The 24,901-nt window shown below is 49.5% G+C and carries 22 protein-coding genes and 3 tRNA genes; 23 read left to right on the top strand and 2 right to left on the bottom strand.

What is annotated here, in order from left to right:
- The first annotated feature begins 280 nt into the window (after positions 1–280).
- From BMW43_RS03685 to BMW43_RS03660, 6 genes are all read left to right on the top strand, one after another.
- On the top strand, positions 281–1,510 hold the full coding sequence (locus tag BMW43_RS03685) for a L,D-transpeptidase (RefSeq protein ID WP_091744056.1): 1,230 nt from the start codon (positions 281–283) through the stop codon (positions 1,508–1,510).
- A gap of 532 nt (positions 1,511–2,042) precedes the next feature.
- On the top strand, positions 2,043–4,664 hold the full coding sequence (polA, locus tag BMW43_RS03680) for a DNA polymerase I (protein ID WP_091744055.1): 2,622 nt from the start codon (positions 2,043–2,045) through the stop codon (positions 4,662–4,664).
- A 34-nt stretch (positions 4,665–4,698) separates the two neighbouring features.
- Entirely contained in the window at positions 4,699–5,526 is an 828-nt protein-coding gene (mutM, locus tag BMW43_RS03675) for a DNA-formamidopyrimidine glycosylase (protein WP_091744054.1), read from the top strand.
- A gap of 13 nt (positions 5,527–5,539) precedes the next feature.
- Positions 5,540–6,148 carry a dephospho-CoA kinase gene (coaE, locus tag BMW43_RS03670; protein ID WP_091744053.1) on the top strand — a complete coding sequence of 203 codons (609 nt, stop codon included), beginning with the start codon at positions 5,540–5,542 and terminating at the stop codon, positions 6,146–6,148.
- A 109-nt stretch (positions 6,149–6,257) separates the two neighbouring features.
- Entirely contained in the window at positions 6,258–6,818 is a 561-nt protein-coding gene (locus tag BMW43_RS03665) for a lytic transglycosylase domain-containing protein (protein WP_439331444.1), read from the top strand.
- Between the two features lie 139 nt (positions 6,819–6,957).
- Positions 6,958–8,595, top strand: a complete 1,638-nt coding sequence (locus tag BMW43_RS03660; protein WP_245732210.1) for a peptide ABC transporter substrate-binding protein — start codon at positions 6,958–6,960, stop codon at positions 8,593–8,595.
- 108 nt (positions 8,596–8,703) lie between these two features.
- Here the strand turns inward: BMW43_RS03660 and BMW43_RS03655 are convergent, their stop codons facing one another.
- Entirely contained in the window at positions 8,704–9,078 is a 375-nt protein-coding gene (locus tag BMW43_RS03655) for a hypothetical protein (protein WP_091744050.1), read from the bottom strand.
- A gap of 208 nt (positions 9,079–9,286) precedes the next feature.
- Between BMW43_RS03655 and BMW43_RS03650 the strand changes: the two genes are divergently transcribed.
- The 12 genes from BMW43_RS03650 (at position 9,287) to rpoZ (ending at position 19,271) form a co-directional block, all read left to right on the top strand.
- Positions 9,287–9,372, top strand: a tRNA-Leu gene (locus BMW43_RS03650).
- A 104-nt stretch (positions 9,373–9,476) separates the two neighbouring features.
- A tRNA-Leu gene (locus BMW43_RS03645) sits at positions 9,477–9,562 on the top strand.
- 195 nt (positions 9,563–9,757) lie between these two features.
- Positions 9,758–11,011, top strand: coding sequence for an aspartate aminotransferase family protein (locus tag BMW43_RS03640; RefSeq protein WP_091744049.1), 1,254 nt, complete (start codon positions 9,758–9,760; stop codon positions 11,009–11,011).
- Between the two features lie 11 nt (positions 11,012–11,022).
- A complete protein-coding gene (locus tag BMW43_RS03635) occupies positions 11,023–11,463 on the top strand; it encodes a type II toxin-antitoxin system RatA family toxin (RefSeq protein ID WP_091744048.1) in 441 nt (146 codons plus the stop codon).
- 126 nt (positions 11,464–11,589) lie between these two features.
- Complete coding sequence (locus BMW43_RS03630) at positions 11,590–12,456, top strand: zinc metalloprotease HtpX (protein WP_091744047.1); 867 nt, start codon at positions 11,590–11,592, stop codon at positions 12,454–12,456.
- 407 nt (positions 12,457–12,863) lie between these two features.
- Positions 12,864–13,937 (top strand): M42 family metallopeptidase, encoded by a 1,074-nt coding sequence (locus BMW43_RS03625; protein ID WP_245732209.1) that lies wholly within the window; start codon positions 12,864–12,866, stop codon positions 13,935–13,937.
- 1 nt (position 13,938) lies between these two features.
- Entirely contained in the window at positions 13,939–14,478 is a 540-nt protein-coding gene (locus BMW43_RS03620; RefSeq protein WP_091744045.1) for a gamma carbonic anhydrase family protein, read from the top strand.
- Between the two features lie 163 nt (positions 14,479–14,641).
- A complete protein-coding gene (gene ndk / locus BMW43_RS03615) occupies positions 14,642–15,058 on the top strand; it encodes a nucleoside-diphosphate kinase (protein ID WP_091744044.1) in 417 nt (138 codons plus the stop codon).
- A gap of 13 nt (positions 15,059–15,071) precedes the next feature.
- Positions 15,072–15,575, top strand: coding sequence for a cob(I)yrinic acid a,c-diamide adenosyltransferase (locus BMW43_RS03610; protein ID WP_091744043.1), 504 nt, complete (start codon positions 15,072–15,074; stop codon positions 15,573–15,575).
- A 355-nt stretch (positions 15,576–15,930) separates the two neighbouring features.
- Positions 15,931–18,018, top strand: a complete 2,088-nt coding sequence (gene fusA / locus BMW43_RS03605) for an elongation factor G (protein WP_091744042.1) — start codon at positions 15,931–15,933, stop codon at positions 18,016–18,018.
- A gap of 544 nt (positions 18,019–18,562) precedes the next feature.
- Entirely contained in the window at positions 18,563–18,823 is a 261-nt protein-coding gene (locus tag BMW43_RS03600; protein WP_091744041.1) for a GlsB/YeaQ/YmgE family stress response membrane protein, read from the top strand.
- A gap of 241 nt (positions 18,824–19,064) precedes the next feature.
- On the top strand, positions 19,065–19,271 hold the full coding sequence (rpoZ, locus tag BMW43_RS03595) for a DNA-directed RNA polymerase subunit omega (RefSeq protein ID WP_091744040.1): 207 nt from the start codon (positions 19,065–19,067) through the stop codon (positions 19,269–19,271).
- Between the two features lie 284 nt (positions 19,272–19,555).
- Here rpoZ and BMW43_RS03590 read toward each other — a convergent pair.
- Positions 19,556–19,632 (bottom strand) — tRNA-Pro (locus BMW43_RS03590).
- A gap of 153 nt (positions 19,633–19,785) precedes the next feature.
- Here BMW43_RS03590 and BMW43_RS03585 point away from each other — a divergent pair.
- The 5 genes from BMW43_RS03585 (at position 19,786) to nagA (ending at position 24,900) form a co-directional block, all read left to right on the top strand.
- On the top strand, positions 19,786–20,475 hold the full coding sequence (locus BMW43_RS03585) for a C40 family peptidase (RefSeq protein ID WP_091744039.1): 690 nt from the start codon (positions 19,786–19,788) through the stop codon (positions 20,473–20,475).
- A 146-nt stretch (positions 20,476–20,621) separates the two neighbouring features.
- Positions 20,622–21,353, top strand: coding sequence for a GntR family transcriptional regulator (locus BMW43_RS03580; protein ID WP_091744038.1), 732 nt, complete (start codon positions 20,622–20,624; stop codon positions 21,351–21,353).
- A 43-nt stretch (positions 21,354–21,396) separates the two neighbouring features.
- A complete protein-coding gene (nagE, locus tag BMW43_RS03575; protein ID WP_091744037.1) occupies positions 21,397–22,776 on the top strand; it encodes an N-acetylglucosamine-specific PTS transporter subunit IIBC in 1,380 nt (459 codons plus the stop codon).
- A 104-nt stretch (positions 22,777–22,880) separates the two neighbouring features.
- On the top strand, positions 22,881–23,771 hold the full coding sequence (gene murQ / locus BMW43_RS03570) for an N-acetylmuramic acid 6-phosphate etherase (protein ID WP_091744036.1): 891 nt from the start codon (positions 22,881–22,883) through the stop codon (positions 23,769–23,771).
- The gene (gene nagA / locus BMW43_RS03565) at positions 23,752–24,900 is read left to right on the top strand and encodes an N-acetylglucosamine-6-phosphate deacetylase (RefSeq protein WP_091744035.1); all 1,149 of its coding nucleotides are present in this window, start codon (positions 23,752–23,754) and stop codon (positions 24,898–24,900) included. Before murQ ends, nagA begins: the two co-directional genes overlap by 20 nt.
- Position 24,901: the final 1 nt, after the last annotated feature.

The following is a 24,901-nucleotide window of genomic DNA, read 5'->3' as shown; positions in this document are numbered from 1 at the left end:
GTCTTACCATACTATTTAAGAGCCCAAGGCGTGTTTTTAAGCTATCCGAAAAGTTCCTAGCGATGCTTTTTGTACCATGTTTGGTTAAAATTTTTTGAAATAAAGACATTATTCCCTGCAAAAGTTTCCTCGTCCGGCGCAAAAGTTACTTTCATGGACCATTCCTGTTAGGTGGAAAGCACGTCTTGGCAAGCGAGGGCGGGGAGATTTTTGTCATAGGCCCGGCGCCTTCTTCATACTAGTTTATTGTTTGGGAAATTTACATGAAGAAGGGATAGGTGTGTTCAGCTTGCAAAAGATGAGGCCGGTCCTGTGGCTGGTAGTCCTATGGTTAGTGATATTCTACGCCGGCAGTGAATGCCGGGGCCAGTCCGGCGAAGCGGCGATTATCATTAACATTCCCAGCCGGACCCTGGAACTGTATGAGGGAGAAAATCTGGCCAGGGAGTACCGGATTGCTGTGGGAAAAGAGTCAACTCCGACACCGCTCGGGGACTTTTCCATTACCGATAAGGAAGTTAATCCGGTTTGGATACCGACCAACGGCGACCCTGCCGTTCCTTCGGGACCGCATAATCCTCTGGGATATCGCTGGCTGGGCTTGTACGGAACCTATGGCATACATGGCACCAATGCGCCTTGGTCGATTGGCGGCAGTATTTCCAACGGCTGCATCAGAATGTACGAAAGTGATGCGGAAGAGCTGTTTGACCGGGTAAAACTGGGTACGCCGGTTGCTATTACCTACGAGCGGTTAAAAATAAGACTTGATGGTGGCGGAGCGTTTATTGGAATTTATCCGGATGTATACCATAGGAATCCGCTAAGTGCAGCAGAGGTATGCGCTAAACTAGGGGATCTGGGAATCAGCGGTTTGGTTGATGAGAATCTGGTGGTCAGGGCGCTGCAAAATAATGAAGAATGGAAGCTGCAGTTAGGGAAAATATACGGTATGCATGTCAATGGTAAAACGCTGCGGGAAAAGGCGATCGAACTGGACGGAGCTGTATATATTCCGGTCTGGCCGGTGGCCAGCGCCGTGAAAACTGATATCCGCTGGGATGGGCAGGCCGGGCTGATTCAGGCGGGACAGCAAACGGTCAAAGGATTGGTCAGAGGAAATGTGCTGTATGCGTTGCCGGAGGACATCCGGCTGCTGTTCGGCGGTCGCCAATGGCTGGCACAGGGAGAATGGTATTATAACACCTTCAGTTTGGTGGTGAACGGTGTGATGATCACCAATGAGCTGGAGGTGGTAGATGGGGTGTTGGCGGTGCCGTTGACCTCTTTGCTTGAGGGACTGGGACTTCAAGCCGGCTATCAACGAGAGGGTGACCGTTTTTTGTATCGGGGCAATGCGTTGCCCGTTACACCGCTTTATGGTCGGCCTTATATTCCAATTGATAAGATCAGTCAGGTTTTGCCGGTGTATGTGTACTGGGATCAGCCGACAGGTACGGTGGAAGTGACAGCTTATCAGCCTGGTACTGCGACAGCTCTGGCTCAATGAAAGGCACTCAGCCAGCTAAGGATATTAAGGATATTATGGAAGAATTCTTGCTGTCGTTTCACTTTGTCTGTTGACGGAGCGGGTACAGTGCTGTATAATTTTGGGTAGTAATGACTCCTGCTGGTATTTTACTGGCAGGAGTTTTTTACCATGAGTACTCTGTCTCTCAAGGCGGGTTTTCAAACTAGCTGAAACGCTCCCTGACGGTGCTTTTTGTGCCATACTTCGTTAACATTTTTTGAAATAGGGATTACTATTCCTGCAAAATGTTGCCTCGTCTGGTGTAAAAATCACTTGCCATGGATCATCCCGTTAGTCTAAAAACACGACCCAGTGTAGTGACGCATTCATATTCAGCTAAAGTAGGCAGGATGAATTTTCAGATGCGAAGCGGAGGAGTAAGGCGTAGTGGGTTCTACGCCGATTGACGACAACGATGCAGATGGAAATTCAGACAAGTAATTTAATGAAATGTGAATGTACCACTACACTAAGGGAGAAGCTAAACTATTAATATTGTGAGGGGATACCGATGTCTCCAGAGTTTATGATTATTGACGGAAGCAGCCTGATTCACCGTGCTTTTTATGCCTTACCCCCGCTTTCCAACGCAGCGGGACAATATACAAACGCCGTATACGGCTTTACCACCATGCTGCTTAAGCTGTTGGCAGACTTAAAACCGGATGCCATCGCTGTTGCTTTTGATAAAGGTAGAATCACCTTCCGCAACGAAACCTATGCGGAGTACAAAGGTCACCGCAAGGCCACACCTGGCGAACTGTCCGAACAGTTTCCTCTGGTAAAAGAGGTATTGGCGGCTTTGGGAATTCAAGTGCTGGAAGAAGCCGGCTATGAGGCAGATGACATCATCGGGACCTTAAGCGTTCAGGCCGTACAGGCCGGCTGCCAGGTTACCATTGTGACCGGTGACCGGGATGCGCTGCAATTGATCGGTCCCTATAGCAGGGTTTTGCTGACGAAAAAAGGTATTTCCGATATGGAGAATGTTACGGAAGAGACTTTTCGGGAAAAATACGGTATTGCCTCGAGCCAGTTTATTGATGTTAAAGGGCTGATGGGGGATACATCGGATAATATTCCCGGCGTTCCCGGAATTGGTGAAAAGACGGCGCTCAAGCTAGTCAGTGAGTTTGGGTCGGTGGAAAACCTCTTGGCCAATATCGAACGAGTGGCGGGGAAAAAGTTGCAGGAAAACTTGCGGACCTATCGTGACATGGCAATTATGTCCAAAAAGCTGGCGACCATTGTCTGTGATATGCCGCTGGCTTTTTCCCTGGACCAATACGGCTATGCGCCTGATACAGAGAAGCTGAAAGAGCTATTTGCTCACTTTGAGTTCAAAAGTCTGCTGCAGCGTTTACCGGCGATGTTTGGCAGTGCTGCCGGTGAACCGGCAGCGGAGCCGGTCCGCATTGAGACCCGGCGCATCGAGACACAGGAGGCGGCGCAAGAACTGGCGGCGGCTATCCGCTGCAAAGGGCGGCTGGTATTTTATCCGGTTACGGAAGGCGTTCTGCCGGCGATATCGTTCAATGGCCTGGCCTTGTGGGACGGTAAAGAAGCTGTTTACATCCCAGCCGGCAGTGACGGCTGGTCCTGTGTGGCGGAGCTGCTCAATGATGATCGGCTGGAAAAAACCACCTATGACGCTAAAGTTACCTATAATGCCTGTTACGGCGCAGATCTTGCCTGCAGTGAGATTCAGACCGATATTTTGCTGATGGCTTATCTGCTTGATCCTACAGCGGTGGAATATCCGTTGAATAAGCTGGTGGAAACCTATTTGTCCGGCTATGCTTCATTGCACCCGGATCAGTACAAGGACAGGACGGCGGCAGCGCTCTGGTCGGTTGAGGCTATTGCCCGACTGCAGCCGGTGCTGTATGCCGCCCTGCAGGACGCCAAGCTGGAGACCTTGTACCGGGAGATTGAACTGCCTTTGGTATGGGTGCTGTCTTCCATGGAAAACTACGGCATTACCGTGGATCGTGCCTCGTTGCTCGGCATGTCGGAAGGGCTTTCTGTACGGATCGAGGGATTATTAACGGAAATCTACCAACTGGCCGGGGAGCCGTTCAATGTTAATTCCACTAAACAACTGGGCGTTCTGCTATTTGAAAAGCTAAACCTGCCGGTTATTAAAAAGACGAAAACCGGCTATTCCACCGATGCTGAAGTGTTGGAAAAGTTGGCCGGCTACCATCCGCTGATCGGTATTCTTCTGGAGTACCGGATGTTGATCAAATTAAAGTCGACCTATCTGGACGGACTGCTGCCCCTGATTCATCCGGTTACCCGGCGGATTCATACTACCTTTAACCAGACGGTGACCGCCACCGGCCGCTTAAGCAGTTCCGAACCCAATTTGCAGAATATACCTATCCGTTCGGAAGCGGGAAGAAAAATCAGGGAACTGTTTGTGCCCGGTGAGGGTTACGATTATATTATGTCCGCCGACTATTCGCAGATTGAACTGCGTATTCTGGCCCATATGTCGAAAGATAACGGACTGATTGAAGCATTTAATCACGAACAGGACATCCATACCCGGACAGCCGCGGAGGTTTTCGGGGTTTCCATGAGTGAGGTTACGGCTGAAATGCGCTCGCGGGCCAAGGCGGTCAATTTCGGCATTGTATATGGCATCAGCGATTATGGCCTGTCACGCGATATCGGGGTCAGCCGCAAGGAAGCCGGCCAATATATTGAAAGCTATTTTGCCCGCTATCACGGTGTAAAGGAGTTCATCGATGTGATTATCCGTTTCGCTCGGCAAAACGGTTATGTCACCACCATGTTCGACCGGCGGCGCTATTTGCCGGAAATCAACAGCAGCAACTTTAATCAACGTTCTTTTGCTGAACGGACAGCGATGAATACGCCTATTCAGGGAACAGCGGCGGATATTATTAAAAAGGCTATGATTGATGTGTATCAGGAGCTCAAAAAAGCTAACTTCACTTCGCGTATATTACTGCAGGTGCATGACGAACTGCTCTTAGAAGTAGTGGAACAAGAGGTTGAACCGGTGAGCCGCCTGGTCAAACAGGCTATGGAGCAAGCCGTGACCCTGCTGGTGCCTATGACGGTGGAGGTTAAAACCGGCAAGACCTGGGCGGCGGCTAAATAACGCGGTGAAGAATGATGCAACGGAGGGTATGGACATGCCTGAGTTACCGGAAGTCGAGACAATTCGCCGGCATTTGGCGGATAAAGTAACTGAACGTGTAATAAAAGAGGTCGATCTTTTGCTGCCTCGTTTGATCAAATGGCCCAGTCCGGGGGAATTTCAGGCCATCTTGACGGGAAAACGCATTAAAAAACTGGGGCGGCGCGGCAAATACTTGCTGTTTTATCTGGAGGACGACTTTGTTCTGGTTATCCACTTGCGGATGACCGGACGCCTTTACTTTATACAGGCTGGTGCGGAACGGGACAAGTACACTCGTATCTTATTCACGTTTGATAACCAGGATACGCTGCAATATGCCGATACCCGCACGCTCGGCACGCTGTACTTAATGAAGGAAAGAGAGCTGTGGCGGATTTCCGGGTTGCAGCATATGGGGCCGGAACCCCTGACCGCCGAGTTTACCGAGGCGTATTTCAGTGACCGGCTTAAAAAGCGGCAGGGTAAGATCAAGCCGCTGCTTCTTGATCAGACGTTGGTCAGTGGTCTAGGTAATATTTATGCTGATGAAAGTCTGGCTCTGGCCGGAATTCATCCGGAAAAAAGTGCGGCCCAATTGTCGGAAAGAGAATGCAAGGTGTTATACGCGGCAGTGAATCAGGTCATCGCCGAAGGCATCGCCGATGGCGGAACCAGCTTCCGGGATTACCGCGACGGTAACGGGCAGCGCGGGGAGCACCAAAAGCACCTGCGGGTTTACGGTCGTCACAATGAGCCCTGCTGTGTTTGTGGCACACCGATCAGCAAGATTGTAGTTGCCGGCCGGGGCACGCACTATTGCTCCCGTTGCCAGATCAAGTAGGAGGGGGGACGCCATGTATTGCGTTGGTTTAACAGGCGGCATCGCCAGCGGCAAGAGCACCGTCAGTGCTTTGCTGTCCCAAATGGGCGCCCGTCTTATTGATGCTGATGTGGTTGCCCGCAACGCGGTTGCTACGGGCAGTCCGGCCTGGCGGGCTATTGTGGACCGTTTTGGTCAGGAGATTCTGCTGGAAGACGATTCGCTCAACCGGGGAATGCTTGGTGGGAAAATTTTTGCCGAGCCGGCTTTGCGGAACTGGCTGAACGCGCTTACTCATCCGGCCATTAGGCAGGAGATATTCCGGCAGATGCAACTGGCAAGGGAAGAAGGCTGCCGGCTGCTCGTGCTGGATATCCCGTTATTGATTGAAGCCGGCTGGTGTGAATTTGTCGATGAAGTGTGGGTAGTCTATGTTCGGCCGGACGTACAGCTCAACCGGCTTATGAAGAGGAATACACTATCCCGGGAACAGGCGCTGCAGAGGATTCAGTCGCAGATGAGCCTGGCGGAAAAGGTCGGTTATGCCGATCTGGTTATTGATAATAACGCCGGCCTTGAAGAACTGGAAAAACAGGTAAGCGATGCCTGGCGCAGATTGCAAAATAAGGCAACTGCTATATAAGAAATGGAACATGTTTTTTTAGCTTGCTACATAGTTTGTAAAAAAGCTAAGGAACCGCTCAATAAATCAGCAGTTCCTACAAAGTAACGGAGTGATGGTTTTGCGTATAATGGCCTGGATGAAAGTCCTGGTAATTGGCGCGCTTGTAATGGCCGCAGGCGGGTATGCCTTGTATAACAGCGACTGGTTTCAGAAAAAATTTATTTATCCTTTTCCTTATCAGGACATTGTGTATAAGTACGCACTGAAAAACAATGTGGACCCTTTTTTGGTAGCTGCCGTGATTCGCAGCGAAAGTAAGTTTTTTGCAAAGGCACGATCCCATAAGGGGGCTATGGGACTTATGCAGATGATGCCGGAAACGGCAGACTGGGTTGCCCAGCAGATTGAAGACCAGGATTTTAGCGTAACCCAGTTAGAACAGCCGGAGGTAAGCATCCGGCTAGGGACCTGGTATCTGGCTTCTCTGCAAAAGGAATTCGGTAATAACGAATATCTCATGCTGGCTGCCTATAACGGCGGGCGGGGCAATGTGAAGCAATGGATGGCGGAACAGCAATGGCCGCCGGATTTTAACCGAATTGAGGCAATCCCCTTCCGGGAAACCCGGGAATATGTAAAAAAAACCCTGGACAGTAAGGCTCGCTATCAGGCTCTGTACAAAGACTGAGGCTAGTCACCAATCTTGAAAGCAGAAATTGCTGGCGGTCAAAATTTCGTCATCATCTTTCAGTTTCAAAGTTGGCGGAGTACAGGGGCCTTTTGTCCAGTATTATAATGATTAGGTTATATTATCTAGTAGGAATGGGGTGGGCTGTTTGCGACGGGGCAAGTGGATTTTGCTGGCTTTAATCGCCGTACTGGCGATAACCGGCTGCGGACGTTTTTCGCCGTCGGCCGATAAAAAACCGGAGGAAAGTAAAAAAGAGCTTAGACAGGGAGGACAACTGGTTTACGGGAGTCTGCAGGAGCCAAGCATGCTTAATCCTCTGCTATCGGATCTTTTATCGGTATCCGAGGTCAGCAGCTTGCTGTTTAACGGGCTGCTTCGTGCCAATGATAAGGGTGAGTGGATGCCGGACCTGGCCTTGGATGTTCCCACACTGCAAAACGGCGGAGTCAGCCGTGACGGTCTTACCGTAACGTATCGGCTGCGGCCCGGTGTGACCTGGCATGACGGAGTGGCCTTTACCGCCCAGGACGTAAAATTTACCTGGCAGCTAATTATGAACCCCAAAGCCAATGTTATATCTCGCGAAGGTTATGACAAAATCGCTTCCATCGACACCCCGGACGCTACTACGGTAGTTGTCCGTTTCCGTGAGTTTTACGCTCCTTACCTGACTTTGTTTTCCGTTATTTTGCCGAAGCATATTCTGGAAAACGTCCCGGATATCAACAAGGCTGCCTTTAATCGATCGCCGATCGGAACCGGGCCGTTCAAATTGAAGGAATGGCGCATGGCTGAAGCGATTATTCTGGAAGCCAATCCGCAATTTTTCCGGGGTAAGCCCGTACTGGACAGTATTGAATATAAAGTGGTGCCGGAAATGAACTTGCTGTTGACGCAACTGAAAGCGGGGGAAATTGATATTGCTTCCAATTTGGATTTGTCCCAGCTTGATCAGGCAAGATCACTGGATAATGTCAATGTGGTGACAACGCCCAACTCGATTTGGGAACATGTGGACTTTAACCTGGACAAGCCGTTGTTTCAGGAGGTGCAGGTGCGTCAGGCCATCGTTGACGGCGTTGACCGCCAGGCTATTGTCGCTACGGTGCTGAAAAATGCCGCGGTGCCGGCCGCCGGCGATCAGCCGCCGGTTTCCTGGGCCTATAATCCGTCAGTGACGGCGGCCGGCCGGGATGTTAACGCGGCCAAGGGCTTGCTGAACCAGGCCGGCTGGGTGGCAGGGCCGGATGGAATTTATGCTAAAAATGGCGTAAGACTGTCCTTTTCCCTGGCGTATCCCCAGAATGATAAAACCAGGGAAGCTGTGGCCCAATTGATTGTACAGCAGTTAAAAGAAGTGGGAATAGAAGCTCGCCCGCTGGCGGTGGAAAAAGAGACCTTTTTTAACGACACGTTAAAAAACAGGCGTTTTGATATGGCGCTGTATGCTTGGGCTGCCGGCAGTGATCCCGATAATAGCGACCTGTGGAATTCCAGGAATATACCGGGCTGGAACAACGGCTACGCCGGTAGAAACTATCCGGGATGGCGGAATCCGGAAGTAGATGGGCTGACTGAACAGGCGGTCAGGACGCCGGATTTGGAAACCCGAAAGCAAGCGTATTTCCGCATTCAGGAGATCATCAATCAGGAATGTCCGGTTTTGCCGCTGTATTTTCACACCCAACTGGCTGCGGTGAAAAAAAATATAGCAAACTATAAACCCGGTCCGGCGGGAGCGTTGTGGAACGCCTGGCAGTGGGGATTCCGGTAATGACAAAAGACTGTCGGAAGGCAAAATGCCTGGCTGACAGTCTTTTTACATCATTGGTCATATGGGGAATCATTATCAGATGTCCGCTGGAAGTAGCCGGACCGTTGCTTATAACTGGGCAATTAATGTTTTACTGGTCGATTTGGTTTGATCCTGCTCCGGGCTTAGCCGTTGTTTTTGTAAAGCAAGAGCGGTCGCGCTCAATTCAACAATATAAGCCGGGGAATCCTGGTAGCTGGTGTCGGTGTTGATTGAATTTTGCGCTATGTCTCCCGTCTGGGCAGTTTGTACCTGGTTTGTTGAAGACTGCTGTAAAGCTGTGTTGCTCAACTCTACGATATAAGCGGGCGTCGCGGACGCATCGTCGGTCGAGGTATCGGCAGCCGGCTGGTTCAGGCTGTTATTTATACGCTGCAATTGTTCGGCAGATAGTTTTGGTTTATCCAAGCCTGAGGACTGATTCCGTAAAATGGAAATAGCCACGGTGATCGCCTCCTTTAATTTTAGTATCCTACGAAAGATCAGGAATGTCAAGCATTGTCCCGCGTCAAAGGGCTTTGGAAAGAAACTTAGATGATTTTTTAAAAAAAATCAAATTTCCTCTTGCAAAGCTATGTTATGTATGCTAGAATATCAAATGTAGCTAACAACTGAACAAACAGTTCAGAAGAGCTGCAGTGAACAGATAGATGCGGTCGTGGCGGAACGGCAGACGCGCTAGCCTCAGGAGCTAGTGGGGGCAACCTCGTGGTGGTTCAAATCCACTCGACCGCACCATATAAGCAGTAAACTATGTTGTTCTGAGCCGATAGGCGAAGTAAGAACATGAGTGAATCGCTTAGTTCTGAGCGGTAGCGAAGAACGTCCTATCCATAAGTTGCGCGGTAGTGGCGGAACGGCAGACGCACCAGCTTGAGGGGCTGGCGGGGGCAACTCCGTGCTGGTTCAAATCCAGTCTACCGCACCATTTAGTAAAAACCGGCTGGAAAGCCTTTTTTTGTTTCTGGTGGTTATCATATGGCTTACGTAAGGATGCTTTATAGTTTTCTATAAGGTATCCTTTTTGTTTTTTCTGGAGGCTGACAGGAAAAATATGCATAAAAAGTGGACATTCTATGTATAAATAGGAATATATACCATATAAGGCAAGCGGGAGGTCATTATGGATACGGATACTGTGGTCAGCCAAACTATCGAGCATTACGAGCAATTTGTTAATCCAGCTTTGGCCAGGCTGTTTCGCTTTATGGGGCTGAATGCTGTGGAATGGGAAGCGCAAGGCTATAGTATAACCGATAGCAACGGTAAAGAATATATTGATTGTCTTGGCGGCTACGGGGTGTTCAGTTTAGGGCACCGCCATCCACGGGTAGTGGCTGCCGTGAAGCGCCAACTGGACAGAATGCCTTTATCAGGCAAGGTGTTGTTCAATAAAGAGATGGCCGACCTGGCTGCTTTGTTGGCTTCCATTACACCGGGGGATCTGCAGTTTAGTTTTTTCGGCAACAGTGGTGCCGAGGCCGTGGAAGGGGCTTTAAAGCTGGCGCGGCTGCATACGGGACGAGTCAAGGTGGTATCGACGGTTAACGCTTTTCATGGCAAGACCTTCGGCGCTTTAAGTGCTACTGGGCGGGCAGTATTTTGCGAGCCCTTTCGGCCGTTGCTGGAAGGCTTTGTCCATGTGCCTTACGGTGATGTGGCTGCGATGGAGCAGGCGGTAGACAAGGTGACGGCGGCTGTGATTGTCGAACCTGTTCAGGGAGAAGGCGGGATTATCGTACCGTCACCCGATTATCTGCGCGCGATCCGGACTTTATGTGATGCTCACCAGGCCGTGATGATTTGTGACGAGGTGCAGACAGGGCTGGGCCGGACCGGTAAAATGTTCGCAGTGGAACACGCGGGCGTCGTACCGGATATTCTGACACTGGCCAAAGCCTTGGGAGGCGGGGTGATGCCCATCGGAGCGTTTATTGCCAGGCCACCGCTTTGGGAAAAACTGATTGCCAGTCCCTTTTTACATACTTCCACCTTTGGTGGCAATCCTCTGGCCTGCGTTGCCGGACAGGAGACCATCCGGGTGTTACAGGAAGAAGGGTTGGCTGAACAGGCGGCTGTGGCTGGAACCTATTTTCTTCGCCGTCTGACCGATTTGCAGCACCAGTATCCTGCCGTCATTAAAGAGGTCCGGGGTATCGGGCTTATGCTTGGTCTGGAGCTGGCTCAGGAAGGGCTGGGCGGAGTGGTCATGGCGGAATTGATTTCCCGGGGAATTTTGGTTGCCTATACTCTCAACAACCCGAAGGTCATCCGTCTGGAGCCACCGCTGAACCTGCCGCTGCCGGTGATTGACCAGGTGATTGAAGCGCTTGCAGCAGCACTGGCTGCCGCTGCGGATTTGTTAGATGAACTATAGGAGGATTTGGCATGCCTTATGTCGAAGTTTCTTTGCCGGTCCAATGTGAACCGGTCGTGGCATATCCTTTTATTAAGGATATGGAAAAGTATCCCGAATTCATGCCCGATCTGGTCAGTGTTACGGTTGTGGAGCGCACGGCTGGCAGTACCGTAAGTGACTGGGTGTCCAATGTGGACGGGCGTATCATTAAATGGCGCGAACTGGATCTTTTTGACGATGCTGCCATGCATATTGTCTATAAACAGCTTGCAGGGGATTTGAAAAAGTTCGAAGGCGAATGGCGGCTGTTGCCGCTGGTGGACGGAACCGAGATCAGATTGACGGTTGATTTTGATTTCGGAATTCCCATGATAGCCGGACTGCTTAATCCCATTTTGAAAAAGAAAGTCCGTGACAACAGTATGAATATGTTGCGCTGCATTAAGGAAAAAATAGAAAAGAACGTATAATTTGACTATTGTTAATTTTCGCTAAAATACATATAATGATAATGCGTGCAAAATATGGGGAGGTGATGGCCAAAAATATCTGGCAAAGGTAGCAGGTCCTTTATTACAATCCCTGGAGGTTTTGATATGAACAACGTTAGGACAACCGTTCTGCTTGCCGGTTTAACGGGGCTGCTGCTGGCGATAGGAAGCCTGTGCGGTGGCAGTGAAGGCATGACGGTTATGTTTGTCATATCCATGGTTATCAATTTTGTTACGTATTGGTTCGGTGACCGAATTGTGCTCGGCATGTATGGGGCACAGGAGGTTACCGCCAAAGAATCTCCTGATTTAATCCGCATAGTCGCCGCGCTGGCTCAAAAGGCCAAACTGCCTATGCCGAAAGTATATATTATCCAGACCGATGCGCCCAATGCCTTTGCTACCGGACGCAATCCGCACCAAGCGGCGGTTGCCGTCACCACAGGAATGTTGAAAGTGGTGGACCCGGTGGAATTGGAAGGGGTCATCGCTCATGAACTGGCCCATATCAGGAACCGGGATACTCTGGTCAGTTCGATCGTTGCCAGTTTGGCTGGCATGATCACTGCCATTGCCCATATTGCCCAATGGGCGGTTTTTTGGGGAGCAGGACGCAATGGTGAAGAAGGCAGTCTGCTTGGCCGGGCCATGGAAGGCCTGATTCTCATCATACTGACACCATTAGCCGCTACTTTGCTACAGCTTGGTGTTTCACGATCACGGGAATATCTGGCCGACGAAACCGGTGCCTCCATAGCGGGAAATCCGCTGGCGCTGGCTCGGGCACTGGAAAAGCTGGAATATCATGCCGCCAGTAAGCTTATGCCGGAGGCGACTCCCTCGACCTCCCATATGTTTATTGTCAGCCCTTTTAGTTCCGGCTCCCGAGGGTTGCTAGCCAATCTATTCAGTACCCATCCCAGTACAAAAGACCGGATCGCGCGGCTCCAAGAGCTGGCTGAGCGCATATAAATTGTTTTTAAAGAACTCCACTGAACGGCTTCGGTGGAGTTCTTATTAGTGTCTCAACTGGCGAGAACCTAATGTGTATCGCCGGCCTTTTTTTGTGCTACACTCCATAACCCCACCGGTTCCCTAGTGCGGAGCGATACCTTTTGACAATGAATCCCATCTCCCACTATAATGATGGTGTGGCGACGAATAGAAAGCCTGGTTTGCCGCACACTAAGATTTAGGAGAACACTGATTTATTCACAGCATACATTACGACAGAGGCTTTTTCGCCTGACTGTGGCGAAAAAACCTTGCAAAGGCGCTGCTAATTTTGCGGCTGTTTTTTTCTGGCCGGCAGAACAATTTCTTGTCGTGCCGGTGTGTTCATTAAATCAGCAGTTTTCTAGAAGACAGGAGGGATGGCGTTGAATACCGAAACATTAACCTGGTTAAAACAGCTCGCCGAGGTGCCCGGTGCTTCCGGCTTTGAGGGACGAGTAAAAAAATTGCTGGCAGACCGCCTGCGGGGTTGTACTGAAATAACGCATGATAAAATCGGCAGCATTATCTTCAAGCAGCAGGGAACAGCCGGTGCTCCCAAGATTATGCTGGCCAGCCATATGGATGAAATCGGATTTATGATCAAACATATTACCAAAGAAGGTTTCTTGAAGTTTACCACCCTGGGTGGCTGGTGGGAGCAGGTCATGCTGGGACAGCGGGTTACTGTGCTGACGGCTAAAGGCGATCTGCCCGGTGTGATTGGCAGTAAGCCGCCCCATATATTAACGCCGGAAGAAAGAAAAAAAATCGTGCCGAAAAAGGATATGTATATTGATATCGGCGCGGCCGATGAAGAAGAGGCTAGGCGGCTGGGCGTCCGTCCTGGCGATGCCGTTGTGCCTTACAGTGAATTTACCGTCATGGCCAATCCGCAATTTTTGCTGGCCAAGGCCTGGGATAACCGGGTGGGATGTGCCATTATGAGTGATGTTTTGCTGGCCTTGCAGGGGGAATCGCATCCGAATACGGTGTACGGTGTCGGCACGGTGCAGGAGGAAGTGGGACTGCGGGGTGCCAAGACTAGTTCCGGTGTCATTGATCCCGATCTTGCTTTGGCAATTGACACCTGTGTGGCGGGCGATACGCCGGGCGTAACCAGTGATCAGGCCTCCAGCAAGCTGGGCAAGGGAGTAGCCATAAGTATTTATGACGCCAGTATGATTCCTCATACCAAGCTGCGAGACTTTGTCATTGAAACGGCCGAACAAAATCAGATTCCCTACCAGCTTGAATTCACTGAGGGCGGCGGGACCGATGCCGGACGGATTCATATCCATGGTCAGGGTGTTCCCAGTCTCGTGTTGAGCATACCCACCCGCTACCTTCACAGCCATAACAGTGTGATTCACAGCGGAGATTATGAAGCGGCAGTGCGCCTGCTGGTGGCTGTGCTAAAACGGCTGGATGAAACACAGTATAAGGAAATGGTGATGTGAATTGAGGCAGAAAGCGTTAATCGCCTATCAAGGCCGGGCGCCACAGGTGCCTGATAATGTGTTTGTTGCACCGGGAGCCTATATAATTGGTGATGTAACTCTTGGCGAATATGCGAATATCTGGTATAATACTGTTCTCCGCGGTGATATTCATCCCATCAAAGTTGGCCGCTATACCAACATTCAGGATAACTCTACCGTTCATGTCATGCACGACTTTCCTGCCGTGATCGGTGATTTTGTGACGGTCGGGCATAATGCGGTCATTCATGGCTGTACGGTCGGTGACAATTGTTTGATCGGCATGGGCGCTATCCTGTTAAGTTACTGTGAAATTGGCGAAAACTGTATCATCGGAGCCGGTGCTTTGGTCACCGAGCATAAGAAAATTCCACCTAACTCTTTGGTAATGGGTTCACCTGGCCGGGTGGTGCGTACTCTGACGGAAGAAGAGATTGCCGCCATTCACCAGTCTGCACTTAATTATACGCAAGAAGCTAGGGTGTATTTGGAGGCTAACGGAATGGTTCATGGCGAGTGATCTTTGCGCCAGGCAAGGTAAATTTTTGTAGAAATAGGGGCTCCTATTTCAAAAAAATCTAACGAAGCATGGCGTAAAAAGCACCGTCAGGAGCCGTTTCGGATAGTCTTTAAACACGCCCTGCCAATTATTTGTAGTCAAATTTGTAGGAGGGACTCACTGAATGCTAGAAAATACATTGGTCTTATTAAAACCTGATGCGGTAAAGCGCTCCATCAGTGGTGAAATTATCGCCCGCTTTGAACGGCGGGGGCTTACCGTTGCCGCCATGAAATTGATGAAAGTTTCCCGGGAACAGGCAAAAAAGCATTATGATGAACACCGGGAAAAGCCTTTCTTCGGTGAACTGGTTGATTTTATCACCTCCAGCCCGGTCGTAGCGATGGTCATTCGGGGTGAAAACGCTGTAAAGATGGTCCGTTCCATGATGGGAGCCACTAATCCTTTAGATTCGGCACCGGGAACCATTCGGGGCGATTACGCAACCGAAATGTCCAAAAATGTCATTCATGGCTCGGACAGCCCGGCCAGTGCCGAACGGGAAATGAATATCTTTTTCACGAAGGATGAAATTTTTTAGAGGTGAAGTTGCCATGAAGGTATATACGAAAACTGGCGACCAGGGTAAGACAGGCCTTTTGACCGGAGAACGGGTCGACAAAGATAGCCTGCGGGTCGAGGCTTACGGTTCGGTGGATGAAATCACTTCAGCCTTAGGGCTTGCCAGGGCCACTTGCCGGAACCGGCAGGTATGCGAAACCATTCATGAACTGCAAAAGTTGCTGATGCTGGTCATGGCCGATCTGGCAAGTACTGGGGAGGCTGCTTATATTACAGCGGAAAAGATCATTCATTTGGAAGAAATCATTGACCGGTTTGACGGGCTGTTGCCGCCGCTCACTCATTTCATCATTCCCGGCGACACAGCGGGTGCTGCCGCGTTGGACCTGGCCCGCACGACCACCCGCCGGGCCGAACGAAATGTGCTGCGTCTAGCCAAGGAAGAGCCGGTGAATGCGTCGTTAGCCATTGTCTTGAACCGCTTGTCGGACTTATGCTTTGTTCTTGCCAGGGCGGAAGCGGAGCTGCTTGCCTAAATCGTTGACGGCTTGGTTGTCACAAAATGTATGTTCGCAACATACAATGTACTACATGTGAACCATGCAACCGGTTAGGAGGCGAGTGTGATGAAACTGCTGAAGGTATATATCATGACAGTTCCGGCACCATTGCGCAAAATTATGCGGCTGTTTTACAAAACTACGTAAATAAGTGCTCTTTTCTTTATAACCGCTCCGGGTTGGGGCGGTTATTTAATTTATTTTCAATGAATAGACTGAAAAGAAGGAAAATTTAAACGACAAGGAGAAATGGAAAAATATTGCTTGTTTGTGTGTGTCTTTGTGCATGTCTTTGGTGCGAACTGCCAATATCTTGAGGAGGGGGTTCAGTATGAGGGATTATAAAGGCGACAGAATACGAAATGTAGGAGTTGTGGCTCATGGCGGTGCCGGCAAAACATCTCTGGTAGAGGCCTTTCTGTTTGACAGCGGCGCAGTAACCCGGCTGGGAAGGGTAGACGACGGTACGACTACGACAGACTTTGAGCCGGAGGAAATGAAACGCAAGGTGACGATCAGTGCGGCGTTGGCGCCCTGTGAGTGGAAAGAACACAAACTCAATTTTGTCGATACGCCCGGCTATGCCGATTTTGTATCGGAGGTTAAAGGTTCTTTGCGGGCTGTCGACAGTGTTCTGATGGTGGTATGCGCCGTATCGGGCGTGGAAGTGGAGACCGAAAAGGTTTGGCAGTATGCCCAGGATTTGAATAAGCCTTCCTTGCTGTTTGTTAACAAGATGGACCGAGAGAATGCCGATTTCTTTGCTGTTTTGGAGCAAATTCGCGCTTCCTTTGGCAGTCGGGCGGTACCTGTGCAGATTCCGATAGGCTCACAGGAAACCTTCCGCGGCATTGTTGACTTGCTGACAATGAAAGCTTTTTTTTCGGCTAATCCGGCGGGAACGCAGGTGCGGGAAGACGTTGTGCCGGAAGAAGTTATGGAACAGGCTCTGCAGGCCCGGCAACAGCTTATTGAGTGTGCGGCGGAAGCTGACGATGAACTGCTGGAGAGGTATCTGGAGGGGGAAGAACTAAGTGCGGAAGAAATCAGAAAGGGACTGCTGCTGGGTATAGCCCGGGCGGAAATTTTCCCTGTTTTATGCGGTTCAGCTTATAAGAATGTCGCTGTCCAGCCGTTGCTTGACGCAATCGTGGACTATCTGCCGGCGGCGGCAACCGCAGTGGCCGAGGGATATCATCCTGTCACCAGAGAAGCTGTGACGCGAAACAGTCAGGACCCCTTTTCAGCTATTGTGTTCAAGACGACGGCGGATCCGTTTGTTGGCCGTTTGACCTATATCCGGGTTTTTTCCGGCGCTCTCAAACCGGACAGCGCTGTATACAATGCTTCGAAAGGAAAAATCGAGCGCATTGGTAATGTCTTTACACTTCGCGGCAAACACCAGGATGCGGTGGGGGCTATTGGCGCGGGCGATATTGGGGTGGTTGCCAAGCTGCAGGACACGGCGACCGGTGATACCCTGTGCGATAAGGATAATCCGGTAGTCTTCCTGCCGATTGAGTATCCTCAGCCGATGTTCTCCATGCGCTTAGAGGCTAAAAACCGTAACGATGAGGATAAAATCGGCGGTGCGCTGGCCCGCCTGTTGGATGAAGACCCAACGCTCAGCGTGAAGAAGGCTACCGATCCGGTGCAACTGGTGGTCAGCGGAATTGGTGAGCTGCATATTGATATTATGGTGGAACGGCTGAAGCGGAAATTCGGTGTGGATGTAGTCCTGCAGTCGCCGAAAATTCCTTACCGGGAAACCATCCGGAATTCGGTAAAAATCGAAGGAAAGCATAAAAAACAGAGTGGTGGGCATGGACAATACGGACATGTCTGGCTCCAGATTGAGCCGCTGGCACCGGGAACCGGTTTTGAATTTCACGATTCTATCTTTGGCGGTGCTGTGCCGCGCCAATATATACCGGCGGTGGAAAAGGGCGTCAAGGAAGCCTTGCAGGGTGGTGTTCTGGCCGGCTATCCCATTGTGGACGTAAAAGTGACCCTGACCGACGGTTCCTATCATACGGTGGATTCCTCGGAAATGGCCTTTAAGATTGCCAGCAGCCTGGCCTTGCGCAAAGGAGTGCTTCAGGCTAAACCGGTACTATTGGAACCGGTCTACAATCTGGAAGTGGAAATACCGGAAACCGATATGGGTGATATTATTGGTGATATTAACAGCAAGCGCGGCCGGATATTGGGAATGGAAAACATCGGCAAAGGTCTCGGTGTCGTCCGGGCCCAGGTTCCGCTGGCCGAAGTCTTTCGTTACGCGCTGGACCTGCGGTCGCTGACACAAGGACGAGGCAGTTTTGCCATGAAGTTCTCCCATTACGAAGAACTGCCACAGCGCATTGCCGAACAGGTGATCAGCTCCAGTAAGAAAGACAAAGTGGCAGAAGAAGGCTAAAGGGCTATCTGACATGGTCAGGCCCCTCCCGAAAGGGAGGGGCTTTTATTTTAGGCATGGTAGTTTATGAATATGCTGTAAAAAGAGTGCTGTTTCTGTCTGAAAAGCAAGGAATTTGCGAAGAGGAATTTATTTCCATTTATCGAATATATGTAAAAAAATGGAAAGAAGGTTTTCGATGATCGCACCGGTGCCTTGCATTTACAAAGCAGAAATCAGGCAACAGCCCAAACCGGCTTTTGTCTGTACATCAAAGAAGAAGGAGGAGAAGAGTTTTAAAAATATACTAGACCATGCGGTGAAACGGGGGGAGGAATACAGCATAAGCATACGGATCTAAGCCGGATAACCGGTCGAACTACCTGAATGGGAGGAGGCTTGTTGGAAAAATTTTCGCTTTTTACTTATGAAATATTGCTTTATTAGCCATACTAGTACTGTAACAACTTTGAAACAGAAAGATAATGGCGTGGCAAAATTATGACCGTCAGCAAATTCTTATTTCAAGGTTGGTGCAACACTAGGATCAGGAGGTGATAAAGCGATGATTTGGTTTTTAGTAATCGGTCTGGTATCCGGTTGGCTGGCCGGTATGATCGCCAAAGGCGGCGGTTTCGGTATCTGGGGTGACCTGGTGACCGGTGTGATTGGTTCTTTTATTGGCGGCTTTTTATTTAATCTTTTGGGAATCAGCACTTATGGCACCATTGGGTCCATCATATCCAGTACAGTAGGAGCCATTGTGCTTTTATGGGTGATCCGCATGTTTTCCCATGTTGCACCGGCCGCTCAGAAAAAAGAGTAGAGCAAAGACGTTAGCAAAAGCCCTATCTGCTGTTGATAAGCGGATAGGGCTTTTTGTCGTCGGAAAAGCTTTGGCATTTTCCCCCACTACTTTTGGTTGGCGGATGTTTGTTTTAATTAAGATTTGAATTATAAAATATCAACCAAGGAAGAAATATATATGATATAATATATAAATTAGCTAATTTCTAAATGAGGGGGGAGAATTGATCGTAGAGGGATAATGAAAAGAGGGAATAACAATGGATTATCCGGCATTAGAAGATTTGTTGGAAAAAGTGGATTGTAAGTATACTCTGGCTGTACTCGCCGCCAAGCGGGCAAGAGAATTGAGAGAGGGTAAAACCTGCTTGGTCAATCCTAAGTCTTCAAAAATAGTTACAATTGCTCTGGAGGAAATTGCACAAGGGAAAATATCGTACCAACGGCATAAGGTGGGTATAAAATAGTATATAACCCTTGCAATATCAAATAAATTCTTAAGAAAAACCCATAAAACGGCAAGATAAGTCCCCGCTCCGGTTTAGACCGGGCGGGGATATTTATATTGCATATTAAATTTAGACGGAGTCTGGGGACTTTGACTAAAATAAAAAAATTCCAACCATTATGGCAAGAATTCTATTTGATACAGCATTATGCTTACTTCTGGTTATCCACAAGAACAATAAAAATAAGCATTTCATTATGGAATTTTAGTTGGCCCAACTATCGGGATTAGTTGAATAATAAGTGGTCGGGGCGACAGGATTCGAACCTGCGGCCTCTTAGTCCCGAACCAAGCGCGCTACCAAACTGCGCTACGCCCCGCTGCTCACATTTACATATTATACACATGAAAGGCGATATTGTCAACATAAGTATTAGTGAAAAGAATATTTTTATGGCGACTTAAAAAATGGAAGGATTTTGGAAAAAAATAAAGAATAGTTTCACTATTAAGAAAATACAAAGGGGGGTTTTATGAAAAAGAGCGGAAAAATCATTCTTTGTTGCTGTTTTTTTTGTTTAATGGTTTTGGCCATGATGCCGGCGGCACTGGCGCAGGTTGCGCTTAAGCAGGGAGCATCGGGTAATGAGGTTTTTATGCTTCAAACAAAACTAAAAGAAATCGGTTACTATCAGGGGGAAGCGGATGGAGCCTTCGGTTCCGGTACCCGCAGTGCGGTGATTAACTTCCAATTGGATTGCGGCCTGACTGCCGATGGCATAGTCGGGACACAAACCTGGCAGGCTTTACGGGATTACCGGGTGAGTGATACCAGCCGCGGACAGGTAGACCGGCGCTTAGGACAACGGATTGCCGGGTATGCCCAGAATTTTTACGGTGTGCCTTATGTCTGGGCCGGCCGTTCACCGTCGGGGTTTGATTGTTCAGGTTTTGTTTCCTATGTATTCGCTCAGAACGGAGTTTCTCTGCCAAGGATGGCAGATGAGCAGTACAATGTGGGTATGTGGGTGAACCGGGCGGATTTACAACCAGGAGATCTAGTGTTTTTTTCCACCTATGAGGCCGGAGCTTCTCATGTGGGGATTTACATCGGCAACGGACAGTTTGTTCATGCTAGTTCCGGGGCGGGACAGGTGGTCAGCACCTCTTTATATAGTCAGTATTATCAAGCCAGATATTTGGGCGCCCGTCGTGTCGCATAAAACAGCCGAGTTTTCGGCTGTTTTTTCATTTTTATAATTGTAAAAAAAGTATTGAAGAAAAGAAAAAACAGTGCTATTATTGGTATATACAACATATCAATATATCAAATTGCGGATATCGGATTATAGGCCAAACGGAGGTTGCTATGAAGAAAGTAGATAAAAATTCGCCTGTCCCGCTGTATTACCAGTTGAAAAATATTCTGGTTGAATTAATTGAGAATGAGGAATTGCAGCCCGATGATCCCATACCGCCTGAGCGGGAATTGTGTGAATATCATGGGGTTAGCCGCATGACGGTGAACAAGGCGATTATCAGCCTGGTCAATCAGGGCGTTTTATACAGGGAACAAGGGAAAGGAACTTTCGTGGCGACCCATAAAGGAAAGTATACGCTGTCCGGCTTGTTTGGCTTTACCGAAGATATGGAACGGCGGGGACTAAGTGTACGCACCACACTTATCTCTTTTGAAAAGAAGGCGGCGACGAAAAAAATCCAGGAAACTCTGAAACTGGAAGAGCACCAGCCGGTTTTTGAAATCACCCGGCTGCGTTATGTGGAGGAAGAACCGTATGCACTGGAAACGGCCTATATTCCGGTGTACCTGTGTGAAACGTTAACGGCCGACATGCTCCAGGATCATTCCCTGTATAGTTTGCTGGCCGGTGAGTTCGGTCTGCAGATTGAACATGCTTACCAGACCATCGAACCGGTGTTGATGAACGATTATGAGAGCAACATGCTGGATGTGAAGAAAAATAAACTGGCGTTGCTCTTTTCTCGGAGAACCTATATCAAGGGCACTATTCCGATGGAAATGACTAAAGCCATTTACCGGAGTGACCGGTACAAGTTTGAGGTCACCTTGCAGCGTTAGCCGGCACGTCGGGGGACGTGCAAAAAATAAAGGGGGTTAAGAGATGAGTAATTGGTTTGGAAGTGTGCAGAAGATAGGTAAAGCCTTGATGCTGCCAGTGGCAGTATTACCGGCTGCGGCCCTATTGCTGCGGTTTGGAGCGCCGGATGTTTTGAACATTCCGTTCATCATGCAGGCCGGCGGTGCCATCTTTGACCATTTGGCATTACTATTTGCCATTGGTATTGCCGTTGGGTATTCCCATGACAACGGCGGAGCAGCCGGTCTGGCCGGTGCTGTCGGGTATTTTGTACTGACCGAAGGGTTGAAGGCGATTAATCCCGACCTGGATATGAAGGTACTGGCAGGGATTATCACTGGTTTGGTTGCCGGTCTGATCTACAATCGATATTATAATATTAAACTTCCCGATTATTTAGGTTTCTTTGGTGGACGGCGGTTTGTGCCGATTGCCACCGCAGCGGCCGCCGTTGTGCTGGCCGGATTGTTTGGCGTGATCTGGGCGCCCATTCAGGCGGCCATCCATGCAATTGGCGAATGGATTATCGGTGCCGGTGCTCTTGGGGTATTCATTTTTGGCTTCTTCAACCGTTTACTGATCCCCGTTGGATGTCATCATATTCTCAATAGCTTTATCTGGTTTGTTTTTGGCAATTATACTGATAGCACAGGAAAAGTGGTTACTGGGGATTTGAACCGGTTCTTTGCCGGTGACCCCACAGCGGGCAATTTCATGGCAGGTTTTTATATCATCTTCATGTTTGCTTTACCAGCGGTAGCCTTTGCCATGTATACGACGGCTAAACCGGAAAACCGGGCTAAAGTAGGCGGTATGCTATTTTCCGTAGCCTTTACATCCTTCCTGACAGGCATTACCGAACCGATTGAGTTTATGTTTATGTTCTTGGCTCCGGCGCTGTATTTCTTCCATGCGGTGTTAACCGGTCTGGCTTTGGCGGTATCCTATTCTTTCGGGATTCTTCACGGTTTCGGTTTTTCGGCCGGGCTGATCGACTACTTGCTGAGTTGGAAACTGGCCACCAATGCCGGCATGATTATTCCACTGGGGCTGGCTTTTGCCGCTATTTATTATGTGACCTTCGTCTGGGCTATTCGCCGTTATGACCTGCCGACTCCTGGACGGTATGAGGATGAACTGGATAATTCGGCAACTGCTAATATCAATATCAGCGACTTCTCCGTTAAGATGTTGGAAATCCTTGGTGGCAAGGAAAATGTGGCTACACTGGATTCCTGCATTACCCGTCTGCGGATGAATATGAAAGATGCAGGTATTATCAATGAGGATAAATTAAAGGCTTTGGGTGTCCGTGGTGTTATCAGAAAAGGCGACAGTGTGCAGGTGGTTGTGGGCACGCAGGCCGAACTGATTGCGGAAGAATTGAAAAAGTTGATTAGATAAACAGTAAGAAGCGGGATTAACGAATGCGGTTTGTAGATCTGTCTTTAAAAACGGTGACGGCAAACCGCATTCTCTCGCAATATATGCATGGAGCAGGAGGATATATGAGTCAAATCAACGAGAAGACAGTGCATATTGATGAACTGGCCACGTGGGATATGGCCGCTCTTTTTAACCAGGAAGATAAAGTGGTGGCGTGGGCGGTGGAAAAATCCCTGAATGCTATCGCAAAGGCTATTGACAGGATTACCGTCTGTCTTGCCGCCCAAGGCCGGTTGTTCTATATCGGCTCAGGCAGTGGTGGCAAGATCGGGGTGCTGGATGCTACCGAATGTCCGCCGACTTTCGGGGTGAACGATGGAGTAGTGATCGGCGTGATTTCCGGTGGCGCCGAAGCGCTGGCCGGCTGGCGGGAGGATACGGAAGACGATGGGGAACTGGCGCGGTATGATCTGGAAGAACGGGAATTTTCGCGTAACGATATTCTGGTTGCCTTGAGTGCCAGCGGCAATACTCCTTACGTGTTGGCAGCGGTGGAATATGCCAAGAAACTGGGGGCGCCGACCATCGGTGTGTGCTGTAATCCCGGGGGGCTGTTGGAGTCGGTGTCCGACTTGTGTATTACGGTTGATGTGGGTCCTGAGGTCATTATGGGGTCAACGCGCTTGAAGGCAGGTACGGCGCAAAAGATGGTGCTTAATATGCTATCCTCCTGTGCCATGATTAAGCTGGGAAAGACGTATGGCAATCTAATGGTTGATGTAAGACCGATCAATCAGAAACTGAAGAAGCGAGTCATTGATATTGTGCAGATCGCTACAGGCAAAACACGGGAAGCTGTCATGGCCACTTTAGAAGCGGCTGAGGGTGATACAAAGGCCGCGATTGTCATGCTTCTCTTGGATGTGGCGGCACCGAAGGCACGTGATTTGTTAAAAGCGCATAACGGCTTTGTGAAGAAGGCAGTGAGAGAATATGATGAAAGCAATTGTTAATGCCAACATTGTCTTGGAAAATAGCATACTTACCGGTTATGCTATTTTGTTTACCGATAAGATCGTCGATATCGTGCCGGAGCAGGACATTGCCGGACATAACGACCTGGAACTCTTAGACGGAGCGGGCCAGTACGTATCGGCCGGATTTATTGACACCCATGTCCATGGTTGCGCCGGTGTCGATACGATGGATGAACAGGAAGATAGTATCGGCCATATCAGCCGGCATATTGTGCAAACCGGCGTAACAGCTTTTTTGCCGACTACCATGACGATGAGTCTGGACCGGATTACTCAGACGCTGGGCCGCATTAGGCAGTTTATGAAAGACGGCTTGGCTGACGGCGCTCAAGTGCTGGGCTGTCATTTGGAAGGTCCGTTTATTAATAGAGCCTACAAGGGAGCGCAAGCCGAAGAATATATTCTGCAGCCCGATTTTTCTTTGATTGAGCCGTTTGAGGATATCATTAAAATTGTCACTATGGCGCCGGAACTGGCCGGCAGCGAGAAATTTATCAGACAGTGCGTCCGGCGCGACATCGTCGTTTCCGTCGGACACAGTGCGGCTACCTATGAGGAGACAACCGCTGCCATTGCGGCCGGTGCATCCCATGTTACCCATATCTGTAATGCCATGCCTTTGCTAAATCATCGCCAACCCGGCATTTTGGGGGCGGCCTTTGAACATAAAGAAATGACCTGTGAGCTTATTGCCGACAACATTCACGTACATCCGGCTGTGCAGCGGCTGGTGCTTGCAGTGAAAGGCAATCATGCTGTACTGCTGATTACCGACGCTATGCGGGCTTGCCTGCTAGGCGAGGGAGAATACGATCTGGGCGGGCAAAATGTCATTGTCAAACAAGGAGAAGCCAGGCTGGCCAGCGGCGTGATTGCCGGCAGCACCTTGACTTTGAATAGGGCGGTCTACAATTTTATGAGAAATACAAACTTGAGCATCACGGAAGCCGTTGCGCTTGTCACCTCGAATCCCGCCAAAAAGATTGGCGCGTTCCGGCAGAAAGGAAGTATTGCTATCGGAAAAGATGCCGATTTTACTTTGTTTAATCAGGAGTTCGACGTTTTTGGCACGGTTGTTCGAGGAAATCTGGTGTATCGGAGGTAAT

The organism is Propionispora vibrioides (assembly GCF_900110485.1).
Taxonomy (GTDB): domain Bacteria; phylum Bacillota; class Negativicutes; order Propionisporales; family Propionisporaceae; genus Propionispora; species Propionispora vibrioides.
The sequence above is the reverse complement of the archived record's forward strand: the minus strand, read 5'-3'. Positions and strand labels throughout refer to the sequence as shown.